We start from the raw sequence: 10,947 nt of genomic DNA, 5'->3' as shown, positions 1-10,947 counted from the left end.
TATGTTAAATATGGATAATCATACCATAGATAAATATAGAATATAATGTTTATAACAAAGGAAGTTATTATGCGGAAATATTGAACATTATCTAGTTGACTTATTAAAAATAAATGAAGGTTTGCATAGAAGGCTCGTATCAAATCAGCAAATCATTTTAATAGATAGATATAAAGATTTATTTCACTCATTAGATAACGAGTTACAAAATTATTTAAAAAGCATTGTTAATTATGACGAAAAGTTACATGATTATTTGAAGGATTATAGACATTATTATTCTCATTATTTTCCACCATCAGAAAAACCTACATATCAAAAAGATAATATATTTAATATCTCCAATTTTGTTCTTCAACTTCATAAATCTTTTATAATGTTTAAGATAGGCATTCCCTCTAGTGAAATAGTATCTTTATTAAAGATCACTCACTAGTTAGTAATCAATAAACTATTTTGCATTCCTCTACTAACCAGTGTTATAATTTAGATAACAAGAGCTTCGTGCATTATATGCACCAACCCCCTCACTATTGCGAGTAGTGAGGGGGTTTTTAGGTGTTGGCTAATATCGCCTATTTTTTCTTATTGTTACGTGTACGTAGCCAATGCGTAAATAACGCAACAATACAACCACTGATGACTGTGGTCGTGATGTGAACAAGAGCTTCGACCATCTGATATGCACCTCCTCTCTGCGTCTAAATTGACGCCTGAGAGATAGGCGACCTGTATATTATATCATCTGTACTAGATGAGTTACATATAACTTCCGATAAGTCATTTTATGTTATATCTTTGCTTATTTTATAGTATCAAGACAAGAAGAAACTCGTTTCACTCGTTTCAAAAACCCTCCTGACTTTTAGAGAAAAACTCTCTTATTTCATCGTCTTTAATAAAATAATATGCCATCTTTCCCTTTTTATAAAAATCAAGCACATCATTTTTATATAAAAGTCTTAAATGATGTGAAGTTGAAGCAACACTCATTTTCAATATCAAAGAAATATCACAAACACACAACTCATCTTCTTTAATCAAAGATAATATAATTTTCAATTTCTTCTCATCACAAATCTTTTCTAAAATGTTAAGTAATTTCTTAGATTTATCATCTTCTAAAAAACTTAAAGCATTGTTAACTTTATCCTCATGTACACAGATCACATCACAAGCATTTTCATAGCTCATATAAAATCACACCCTAAATTAAAATATAAATCCTAAAATTGTTTGAATAGTGTCATTTTCTATAATGATAAATAAACCTAAAGCTATATAAATAACAGCCATAATCCAACGACCAAATTTCTCAACAATTTCTCCAACTCCTGGAATATTAGCTAATTTTTGTGCAGTAAATACCAAGACGAAAATTAAAATTAAAAAGACAAACAAAGTAATTAATAAATTAGTAACACTTAATGTCACAAAATAGGGAACAAATACACCAATATTATCAGCGCCACAACTTGCTATCGTAACAATTGCAATTGTACCAACTAATTTAGACAATCCTTTTTCATTCAATTCTTTTTTAGCTCTCTCTTCTCCGTCACTATCACCATAAATAGCCACTTTAATTCCTAAATAAATCGGTATTAACCCTAATAATCCTAATATCCATTTTTCAGGAACATAATTTAAGACAAAGGCAAAGAATAAACTTATGACAATCAATGTCACAGATCCTACATATTGACCAATATAAATATCTCGATATTCTTTCCTAGTCTTTGCTCTAGCAAAGAACATTAATAAAATCACTAATAAGTCTAATGCTGTCACAATATAAAGAATAGCAGCAGTTACAATAGTCTGAATCATAATTACACCTCATTCAAAAATATTTTTGAATGTATTATAACTTATTTTTTTAAATAATCATAGGTGCTTTATTCCAATTGCTTTATTGACGTTGAGCCTCGGAACCCTTAACAATCCCAAAACTTGTCGAATGGTCGACTTAATATATCATTACAATGAATTGCCTTCTGCTACTAATATTAAAAACACTTTTTTGGGATACTAATACCCCCTATGGTATAATTGTAAAAAAAGAAAGAAGGAAAGGACTGACAAATTTTATGGGTATAGGAAATATGATGGGCGGAATGGGGTTCATTGGCATGATTTTTTGGATTATCATTCTTGGCTTGTTATTTTATGGTGTATATATATTAATTGCAAAAGCTTCAGAAAAACCAAAAGGTGTAAGATCAGATGATTCTTTACAAATTTTAAAGGAAAGACTTGCCCAAGGTGAAATTAATGAAGATGAATATGAAAAATTAAAGAAAGTGTTAAAAAAGGATTAGGATACTTTGAATGAAAGGGGAAATAAGCGATGAAAAAGAAGTTACCTTTAGTGCTGTCGTTTGTACTAGCTGGTTTAATAGTCATTGGACAAACTGGTTTTACCCAAGGTTCTGATTATGACCAGAGAATGGATAATATGATGAATGAATGCACGAACTTCATGCAGTCCTTTGATGATAACAACGAAAATAAGTAGTAAAGTATAAAAAAACACAATAACTACAAGGCACTGAACCCTTAAAATGGGAACTTAATAAAAACACTATGTTCTAGGCTGCTAATTCTCTGTATTTTACAGGGGATAAGTAGCCTAGTTTTTGTTTAATTTTTTGTTCCATCATCATTTGTTGCATTTGCTCCATATTCATTTCGGGCATGTTCATTTCAGAACACCTCATGTAGTAATAAGGGTAAGGTCAAAAGATTACATTTAATTGTTGCATTAAGTCTGATGCCATGCTATACTAATGTTGTGTTAAGGGTGTTACACTTAATACTAAGCCAAAAATATTAATCAGTTTGAAATAAATAATTAGATGCTAAAGGTGGAACAAAACAATGAAATTTGGATATGCGAGAGTGTCAACGCAAGAACAACATCTTGAAAACCAAATTCAGTGGTTAAAATCTCAAGGAGTTGAGAGCAAAAATATATTTGTAGATGAAGTTAGCGGTACAACGTCACCATATGAGCGTGAGGGCTTTAAACAACTATTAAAGGCAAAGATACGTGCGGGCGATGATTTATACGTCTTTAAATTAGATCGTTTAGGACGTAAGGCAAATGTCGTTGAACAGATGGTAAGAGAATTGTTAGATGAGGGTATAAGATTACATTCAAAAGATTTACCAAACATACCCACAAACGATAATTACGGTATTGGTGAATTAGTGATGAAAGTAATGTTATCAGTCTTAACATTCCAAGCAGAAACAGAACGACTATATATGCTGGAACGACAACGTGTCGGCATAGAACGTGCTAAAAAAGATGGTAAATATAAAGGCAAGCAAGTTAAATATTCAGCGGATAGCGATAACCCGCAAGGACGTATCATCTATGGTCAAGTCGTAGACGAGTTGAAGAATGGCGGTACAATTAGAGGCACCGCTAAAAAGTATGGATTAGGTATTAAAACAGTACAACGTATTAAGAACGAAATTAAATCAAATGAGGTGCTATAAAATGATAGATGAAAGAATGCCAAATTATGAAAGTGTTTATGGTTTAAACGAGGTAGAACTTGATCGTTTATATAAAGAAAAAGGTTATGCGGGATTACCAAAGGCAAATGAATTTGCGAAAGAAGTTTTTAATTATGAAACAAAATACTTTAATAAAGAAGTATTTAATAAATTAACATTATATGAAAAAACTTATATTCGTAGTCTTGAAATGAGCTTGAGTGAAGAATATGAAAAAATGGTGTTAGCAAACCGTAGTCTTATGACTGGTGAAAAATACAATCCTTATAAATCACAAATAGAGTTTAAACAACCAACTATAGAGAGTACAGCAAATGGTGAATATCTTAGTGAGGTATTGAAAGAAATTTTTGAATTAGAATACGAGCTAAAACAAAAATACAATGAAGAAGGTGATAAGTAATGAGTTTACAAGAAGAAATAACAAACATGCGTAAAAACTTCACATCAAAAACTGCAACATTAAGAAAACAGATTGATAATAAAAAACAAAAGATAGAGCAAGAACAAAAAACATTACGCAATCATCAAAAGAAATATGATGAACAATTAGAAGAATACAAAAATGATGTGAATAAATTAATTACTAATCTTGCTTTAAAAGATAATATAGACCAAAGAAAAATAAAGAGCATTTATCAATATTTAATGACGGGCTCTTATAAAACAGATGAGATGCAATCATCTGTTACATCAGATGAAACCGCAGGTTCAAGTTCAGATAATGACACACAACATTATTAAATCTGAACGTTCTGATAACCAAAATTATGTTTAACTACATGATAATTTTGGTTGGGTTTTTATAACAATCCACCGTTCATCTACAAGGGGGATTGTTCACAACACTTAGATTTGAAAAATCTTAGTGTTACCTAGATGGATCAAAGGAAGAGCGGAGCATCTTCCTTGCGAGCGAACAAGGACAAAATTCGTAGAATGTAGTCCGTAGTTACTGCTCGCTGTCACATTGTAAGATAGCGGTATTGGAAAATGCCGCCATCGTCAATGTGGGGGTTTGATGTGTAGCACAATGTCGCATATTATTGCGACGTGTTACACATTATTGAAAGTATTAGCGAAAGCTAAAACTTTCAATACTAATTTAATTTGAACAGGCGGTGATGAATAATGAGTGAAACGAAAAATGAAGAACGTGATAAGATGCTACGCACACGCAATCACACGTTCAAATTAAATGAAGTTGAGGACAATAAACTTAAAACTTTACGTGATATTACAGGATTAAGTATAAGTCAGATTGTCCGAAACACATTATTTAGTGAACAATCCATATTATCAAGCGGACACATTAGTAATGCAGAAGAATTTAAAAATTTTAGGCAAGCCCAAGTTAAGATGATGAAACAATTAGAAGAAGAAAAAAGAGCCATCAACCAAATAGGAAATAACCTAAACCAAATAGCAAGAAACACGCACAGAATGGCGGGGAATTATGAGAAAGAACTAAAACAAATTGAGATGTTATTAAAAGAATTAATAACAAACAATGAGGAGGTGGTTAGTAAGATATGGCGACAACAATAGTACATTCAACAAAACATTTAAGAGGTTTAATATCTTATGTAAGAGATGAAGAAGTGCACCATGAAAATGAAATGACAAATGGTGAGCGAGTGATGGAAAGTGACGGGATATATGCAACACCAAATGACGCATACTTTCAAATGAGGGAAGTACAGCGGTTACATGGTAAAGATAAAAATGAAGTACAAGCACTGCACACCATCATGAGTTTTGATGATGAACAATTTAATTATAAAGATCCAACCGCACCAACAAGAGCATTAGAAGTAGCGAGATTATCAAGTGAGATGTCACACCCGAACTTTCAAACGGTAATGTATGCACAATTAGATGGCGAGGGGAAAAAAGTCCATGTGCACAAAGTAACCAACATGACGGACTTAGACGGTAGAGTAATGAATGGAAAAGAGCGAAGTTTTTATCATGCATCAGAATACACAGATAAAGCAATGATAGAACTTGGTTATACACCGCAAGCAGAAGAAAAACGCCAAAAAGGTTATACAGCAGAAAAGAAAGTTGGTAGAGGTGTACGTTTTCAAACAAACAGAGTAATTGAGGAAACAATGGAACAATTAAAAGCCGATGGCATTAAAGCAACAGGTGAAGAATTAGAATTTATGGCAATAGAACAAGCATTAAATGAAAAAACATTACCTAAACAAGAATATGTACAACTAGCGGTGGATTTCACGATTGAAGATGAGAACGTCAAAGATTTAGATGATTTTAAATATTATCTAAAACAAAATTATGATGTGACGTATCAAACAGCGGAAGAAAGACGAAGAAAAACGGGGGCATATAACTTGGATTATATAGACCAAAACCAACCCGCAATGAAACGTGTTATGCGGGAAAAGAAAGTAGGAACTGATTATACAGAGGATATATTAAAAGAACGTATAAGCATTAAAAATTATCAAAAAGAAGGTGACGATTATGAGCAAGATAGACAAATTCAAGAACTCGAAAATATCGCAAAACAGAGAGAAATTGAACAACTCAGAGAGCAACAGCAACAATTACAACGACACGCAGAAGAACAACGTACAGAAAGAACAAATGAACGATCTAACAGCGTTAATAAGACAGCAAAACCAAATGTTCGCACAAACACAAGAAACGCTAAAGGATTTGAACTCGGAGATTAAAAAAGAGAGTTACAATCTATCAGATGAAGATAAAAGTAACATGAAAACATTAAATAAAAATGTAAAAGTATTATCTCAACAACAAGAAGAAATAGTGAAACAACAAAAAAAATGGATTGATAATACAAAAATATCGATACAGCATCACGTCAAATTAGAAAACAAAGATTTTAGCAAACAAATAGCAGATAAAATCGTACAAAAAGTCACACCTAATGTTGCGAACACATTTGAAAGAGAAACAGAATTAATAAAAACAAAATCAAAAGACATTGAACAATCAATGAATAATCTAGAAAAACAAATGACACGCTATAAAACAATAGCGGTGACGGGCATTGTCGCATTTTTTGTGATTGCAATAATAGTATTATTATTTACAGCGATGTCTAATGGACTGTTTGATTTTTTAGGTGTAAGTCGATTATATGAAGTTATTAGCATGAAAATGAAAAAAGCAGAAGGATTTATGACAGCGTTGTGGTTCTTGATGTATTTTGTACCTGTTATCATATGGGCGGGAATAATAGCATTATTAGGCTGGATAATGAAAGTATTCTTTGTCGATTAAAATAAAAATAGCACCCGCTTTAATAAATAAAAGCGAAGTGCTAAAATAAAAAGAAAGATGTTTTTGCTACCAACAAAAACACCGCCAAAAAATAAACCTAAATGAACAACAGATAAAACAGGGCACCACCCCTGTAACGTTCATTAATATATTAATTTATAAGTAGATTGTATCACAATTAGACAGTTTAACAAATATTTTTAAATATTTTTCCGCTTATAAATGTTAAAAAATTGTTGGCACAAAGGTTAAATGTTGGTAGCACATCTTTCAAAATTTTCTGAAAGGCGTGCTATTTTTTATGCGACAAAAAACAAAAATTGTAAATAAATTAGGAACAATAATTATTGAAAAATCGAGTTCTCATGTTAAGTTGAAAAATTCTCAACTTAACATGAGATTGGGTAAAAATGGCGCAACCGCGGGGCTCAACCATGGGGGGCACTTTTCACCTTATGGGTATAGCCAAGATGCCCCCCCTTTTGCCCCCCGCCATGTTTTAACTTTTGATTTCTTAAATCCTAAACAAATTTTTAAGGGTGGTGACATGCTCGATTATTATATCGACAATGAGGACACCATCTACCCATGTTTTGTTGGTGAGGAAATGAAAATAAAACCTAAACGATGGGCACACTTTAGGCATCTTTATAAATATGCAAAAAATAAATTAGGGAACCGCCATTATTTAAGACGCAAACCGCACCCCGATGTTGATATTCGTGATTACATTTTGCGATATACCAATCGTGCAACACTTGATTTAGGATTTGATACGGAATGGTACGATGACGCTCAAACAGGTGAACGTGTACCGCTTAGCTATCAATTTTCAACGCACCTTGATGGTGATGATTTTGATATTGTGTTCTATCCCGATATTAATAAATATCCCGCTGGTAATGGTTTCGGTGAGATGATCCATTACATTGTTGACAAAGTTTTTGCTGGTCGTGGATTTAATATTGTTCATGAAGGTAAAACTAAACACGTTAATCCTTTTTATGAAAGTTGTAATATCACGTTGATTGCACACTTCATGGGCGTTGATATTTCGATGTGCTATGATTGGCAAAATATCTTAGATTTTATGGGGTATAGTGAGTCTCAACAAAAGCAAATGCGTTCTTTAAAAAGTCAAATCCAATCTAAAACTGATAAAAAAGGTCGTTCATTAGGTGATGATGATATTGAAAAATTAAAAAAACGCTTAAAAAAGATAGAAGATAATCCTGTTCACGTTTCGAATGTTTTAATGAGTAACAAACATTGTTTAGCAACGACAAGCCCTCGTGTGTATAATTATTGGTATCAGCCTTGGCGTAAGCGTTGTATGATTAATTTAAATTTACGTGACACAATGAAGTTATCACCGCCTGCATCAGCATTATCTAAACTTGGTGAAGCCATCGGCATTGAAAAACTTGATACATTAGCCCTAGATAAACAAGATAATAAGCCCGTCAATTTCTATAAAGAAAATATGGATCAATTACTTAATAATCACCCGCACTTTTACCATGATTATGCGGTGCGTGATGCTCGTATTAGTTATGAATGGTATCAAAATGTTAAATCAATCATTGGTGATGGTGTGACTGTAAGTTCGATTGCATCAACGCATTTAGTCGAAAATATTACAGATGCTCTTAATGAACATGTGCGTGATGGCGTGAGTTGGTCTCATGATGTGACTGGATTTGAAGTTGAGGATGGCGTTCCAAATTATCATGGATTATATAACTCTCGTAGTCGTTTTGGTGAAATGCCCGATAAAGCCTACATGGGCGGTCGTAATGAAAGTTTTAGTCATGGATTAATCACAGGTCGTACGTACGACTATGATTTACGCTCTGCCTATCCTTGCCAGATGCAAGTGATGAGAATGATTGATTTTGAAAAAGATCCGATTGCGTTTAAAGAAGGTTACGAATTGTCGCATGATGATTGGTTACATATCGGACAAGCTGGTTTTGGATATGTAAAATTTGAGTTCCCAAGTTCTGTTAAATATCCAACAATCCCTTTAAAATCTTCTCACCCTTTATTAAAAGGTACGCCTGTATTTTTACAACGTGGTGAGGGATTGGTGTCAGCACCCGATGTATTTGCAGCAATCCAAGTTGGTGCTAAAGTTACTGTTGCTAAACAAGGATTTATGCTGTTTAATTTGAAACGTGCGTCAGAAATGGAATTAGAAACGCCATTAAATCCATTAGATATTGATAATGACTTTGTGATGCACCACGTCGGTTTTGGTGTGCGTAACATGATTAAAATACGTGCTGATTACGCTAAAAAGTATGGTAAAAAATCCGTTCAAGCACAACTTATGAAAATCCTTGTTAATTCCACTTATGGTAAGACAGGACAAGGCATACATGGTAATACAGGTCGTAATATCGTTACTGATGAGACTGAAATCATTCCATTTAGCAAAATCACTGATGGTGTGATTGCGTCAACGACTACCGCTCTTGTTAGATGCGTGTTAGGTATCATTATGAATTACATTAGTGAGCGTGGTTATACGGTGCATAGTGTCACCACAGATGGTTTTATCTCTGATTATCCCTGGGAACAAATGCTTGAAATTGATGAATATTTAGGCTCAATCTCATCGGTATTTAAAAAAGTGATTAAGTCTTGCTGGGGCGAAGAACTTAATCATCAAACAGGCAAAGGTTCAATATTAGAAGTGAAACATATACAAGATGAGTGGTTTTTTAATGGGTTGACACGATGTAATATCAGTTTAGATAAAAATAAATCTTATACCAATCCGTTTACTAACAACGTTGAACAATACGATGGTGTGTTTGCTAAAGGCGGATATAAAGGTGATAAAGATTATTATTATGCTGATGATTATACTAAGCGTGTTGTTCTTCTTGATAAAATCCTTAAACGTCGTGGGCGTGTGCGTGATTCACAATCTGATATGTTATCACTGCGTGATGTAAAAGAGGGCAATCTCAAAACGATTACACGTATTTTTGATAGCTATGAAGATAGTCAAAAGTCTATTAGCTTTGATTTTGATAAAAAGCGTATGTTGTTACCTCGTGAGTATTCACATATTAAAGATGGTGCTTTTAAGTCTGATTATGGTTATTTTCCATCAAGACCGTTTGTTGATATGGAAGAATACGAATATAACGCCGATATTCATAAAGGATTTATCACGCTTAATCATAACATTAAAACTGATGAAGATTATCAAGGTTATCAATACGCTTTAGAATACGGTTTACCCGCCTTTAAAGTATTACGTGAACATCAACTAACAAAACCCGAACTTGCTGATTATAAGCGTAAATACGACCAATATCGCATACGACAGTTTTTAACTTATCTATTATGTTTTGAAGGTCGATACGATAATGATAATTTCTTTTTCCATTTTAAATTTGGTCGTAAAGATTATGTTGATTTAATTAAAGAGGTATATGGTATTGATTGCTTACAGCAATGGAAGTCTATACAAAAACGTGGTATTAAAGGGTATGATTATTTAAGTGCTATGAAAGTTCTGTATGATCTTGAGGATTATTATATAAGAATACATGCACAACCTTTAGAGTTTGAAGATTAAACGTAAAAAAAGAGGTGACTGCAAATAGTCACCTCTTTTTTGAGTTCAACGACATTTGAAAAATGTCGTAACGGTTAAGCGTTCAATCTGTAAGCATAACGCTCCATATAACAGCATACAAAGTAGTGGATCAATTCATCAGCATTTAATGCCACCATCGTTAATTCTGCACCGCATGGCTTTGTATAGCGGACATAGTGGTATAAATCATCAAATAAGTCTTTTTTAGCCTGTTTATCGCTCATATTGAATACTTCGTGTACATTAAGACCTTTTTCTTCTAATCTCTTTAAAATCACGCCGAAAACGAATGTGTTCATGTGTTATCACTCCATTATTTTTTAATATTCACATGAACACTAAAACACCGACACGTCGGTGTTTAATAATATTTTCTTTAAACCAAAGTTCAAGAAGAAACTCGTTTTTACTCGTTTCAAAAACCCTTCTGATTTTTAGAGAAAAACTCTCTTATTTCATCGTCTTTAATAAAATAATATGCCATCTTTCCCTTTTTATAAAAATCAAGTACATCATTTTTATATAAAAGT

At 32.9% G+C, this 10,947-nt stretch carries 15 protein-coding genes; 10 read left to right on the top strand and 5 right to left on the bottom strand.

Annotation, left to right across the window (positions count from 1 at the left end):
- The first annotated feature begins 79 nt into the window (after positions 1-79).
- The gene (locus tag KA828_RS13370; protein ID WP_438302298.1) at positions 80-436 is read left to right on the top strand and encodes a HEPN domain-containing protein; all 357 of its coding nucleotides are present in this window, start codon (positions 80-82) and stop codon (positions 434-436) included.
- 139 nt (positions 437-575) lie between these two features.
- Here the strand turns inward: KA828_RS13370 and KA828_RS01550 are convergent, their stop codons facing one another.
- From KA828_RS01550 to KA828_RS01540, 3 genes are all read right to left on the bottom strand, one after another.
- Entirely contained in the window at positions 576-677 is a 102-nt protein-coding gene (locus tag KA828_RS01550; protein ID WP_000228874.1) for a type I toxin-antitoxin system Fst family toxin, read from the bottom strand.
- Between the two features lie 169 nt (positions 678-846).
- Positions 847-1,194, bottom strand: coding sequence for an ArsR/SmtB family transcription factor (locus KA828_RS01545; protein ID WP_210125273.1), 348 nt, complete (start codon positions 1,192-1,194; stop codon positions 847-849).
- 18 nt (positions 1,195-1,212) lie between these two features.
- Complete coding sequence (locus KA828_RS01540; protein WP_053040565.1) at positions 1,213-1,830, bottom strand: CadD family cadmium resistance transporter; 618 nt, start codon at positions 1,828-1,830, stop codon at positions 1,213-1,215.
- A 260-nt stretch (positions 1,831-2,090) separates the two neighbouring features.
- Between KA828_RS01540 and KA828_RS01535 the strand changes: the two genes are divergently transcribed.
- The 9 genes from KA828_RS01535 (at position 2,091) to KA828_RS01495 (ending at position 10,396) form a co-directional block, all read left to right on the top strand.
- On the top strand, positions 2,091-2,321 hold the full coding sequence (locus KA828_RS01535) for an SHOCT domain-containing protein (RefSeq protein WP_165621040.1): 231 nt from the start codon (positions 2,091-2,093) through the stop codon (positions 2,319-2,321).
- Positions 2,322-2,350: 29 nt separating this feature from the next.
- Positions 2,351-2,518: a hypothetical protein gene (locus tag KA828_RS01530; protein ID WP_002449919.1), complete on the top strand. Its 168-nt coding sequence runs from the start codon at positions 2,351-2,353 to the stop codon at positions 2,516-2,518.
- A gap of 362 nt (positions 2,519-2,880) precedes the next feature.
- Positions 2,881-3,507, top strand: a complete 627-nt coding sequence (locus KA828_RS01525) for a recombinase family protein (protein ID WP_210125272.1) — start codon at positions 2,881-2,883, stop codon at positions 3,505-3,507.
- Between the two features lies 1 nt (position 3,508).
- The gene (locus tag KA828_RS01520) at positions 3,509-3,931 is read left to right on the top strand and encodes a hypothetical protein (RefSeq protein ID WP_210125271.1); all 423 of its coding nucleotides are present in this window, start codon (positions 3,509-3,511) and stop codon (positions 3,929-3,931) included.
- Positions 3,931-4,272: a hypothetical protein gene (locus tag KA828_RS01515; RefSeq protein WP_210125270.1), complete on the top strand. Its 342-nt coding sequence runs from the start codon at positions 3,931-3,933 to the stop codon at positions 4,270-4,272. The genes KA828_RS01520 and KA828_RS01515 overlap by 1 nt, the downstream gene beginning before the upstream one ends.
- 387 nt (positions 4,273-4,659) lie before the next feature.
- Positions 4,660-5,076 carry a plasmid mobilization relaxosome protein MobC gene (locus tag KA828_RS01510; RefSeq protein ID WP_210125269.1) on the top strand — a complete coding sequence of 139 codons (417 nt, stop codon included), beginning with the start codon at positions 4,660-4,662 and terminating at the stop codon, positions 5,074-5,076.
- Positions 5,061-6,230: a relaxase/mobilization nuclease domain-containing protein gene (locus KA828_RS01505; protein ID WP_210125268.1), complete on the top strand. Its 1,170-nt coding sequence runs from the start codon at positions 5,061-5,063 to the stop codon at positions 6,228-6,230. Before KA828_RS01510 ends, KA828_RS01505 begins: the two co-directional genes overlap by 16 nt.
- Positions 6,142-6,801: a DUF334 domain-containing protein gene (locus tag KA828_RS01500; protein WP_245336017.1), complete on the top strand. Its 660-nt coding sequence runs from the start codon at positions 6,142-6,144 to the stop codon at positions 6,799-6,801. Before KA828_RS01505 ends, KA828_RS01500 begins: the two co-directional genes overlap by 89 nt.
- Before the next feature lie 301 nt (positions 6,802-7,102).
- Entirely contained in the window at positions 7,103-10,396 is a 3,294-nt protein-coding gene (locus tag KA828_RS01495) for a DNA-directed DNA polymerase (RefSeq protein WP_210125266.1), read from the top strand.
- Between the two features lie 74 nt (positions 10,397-10,470).
- On the opposite strand, the gene KA828_RS01490 is transcribed toward KA828_RS01495, so the two are convergent.
- A complete protein-coding gene (locus KA828_RS01490; RefSeq protein WP_049382633.1) occupies positions 10,471-10,716 on the bottom strand; it encodes a hypothetical protein in 246 nt (81 codons plus the stop codon).
- A gap of 116 nt (positions 10,717-10,832) precedes the next feature.
- On the bottom strand, positions 10,833-10,947 hold a 115-nt coding region (locus KA828_RS01485; RefSeq protein WP_210125274.1), incomplete at its 5' end, for a helix-turn-helix domain-containing protein.

The organism is Staphylococcus sp. GDY8P85P (assembly GCF_017892405.1).
GTDB lineage: Bacteria > Bacillota > Bacilli > Staphylococcales > Staphylococcaceae > Staphylococcus > Staphylococcus borealis.
This window is presented reverse-complemented; position numbering and strand designations above follow the sequence as displayed.

Bases quoted from the DNA above. Each gene is read 5' to 3' on its own strand.
- KA828_RS01505 (WP_210125268.1), top strand. From the start codon at position 5,061: ATGGCGACAACAATAGTACATTCAACAAAACATTTAAGAGGTTTAATA.
- KA828_RS01510 (WP_210125269.1), top strand. From the start codon at position 4,660: ATGAGTGAAACGAAAAATGAAGAACGTGATAAGATGCTACGCACACGC.
- KA828_RS01520 (WP_210125271.1), top strand. From the start codon at position 3,509: ATGATAGATGAAAGAATGCCAAATTATGAAAGTGTTTATGGTTTAAAC.
- KA828_RS01545 (WP_210125273.1), bottom strand. From the start codon at position 1,194: ATGAGCTATGAAAATGCTTGTGATGTGATCTGTGTACATGAGGATAAA.
- KA828_RS01535 (WP_165621040.1), top strand. From the start codon at position 2,091: ATGGGTATAGGAAATATGATGGGCGGAATGGGGTTCATTGGCATGATT.
- KA828_RS01525 (WP_210125272.1), top strand. From the start codon at position 2,881: ATGAAATTTGGATATGCGAGAGTGTCAACGCAAGAACAACATCTTGAA.
- KA828_RS01550 (WP_000228874.1), bottom strand. From the start codon at position 677: ATGGTCGAAGCTCTTGTTCACATCACGACCACAGTCATCAGTGGTTGT.
- KA828_RS01490 (WP_049382633.1), bottom strand. From the start codon at position 10,716: ATGAACACATTCGTTTTCGGCGTGATTTTAAAGAGATTAGAAGAAAAA.
- KA828_RS01500 (WP_245336017.1), top strand. From the start codon at position 6,142: ATGAACGATCTAACAGCGTTAATAAGACAGCAAAACCAAATGTTCGCA.
- KA828_RS01495 (WP_210125266.1), top strand. From the start codon at position 7,103: ATGCGACAAAAAACAAAAATTGTAAATAAATTAGGAACAATAATTATT.
- KA828_RS01515 (WP_210125270.1), top strand. From the start codon at position 3,931: ATGAGTTTACAAGAAGAAATAACAAACATGCGTAAAAACTTCACATCA.
- KA828_RS01540 (WP_053040565.1), bottom strand. From the start codon at position 1,830: ATGATTCAGACTATTGTAACTGCTGCTATTCTTTATATTGTGACAGCA.
- KA828_RS01530 (WP_002449919.1), top strand. From the start codon at position 2,351: ATGAAAAAGAAGTTACCTTTAGTGCTGTCGTTTGTACTAGCTGGTTTA.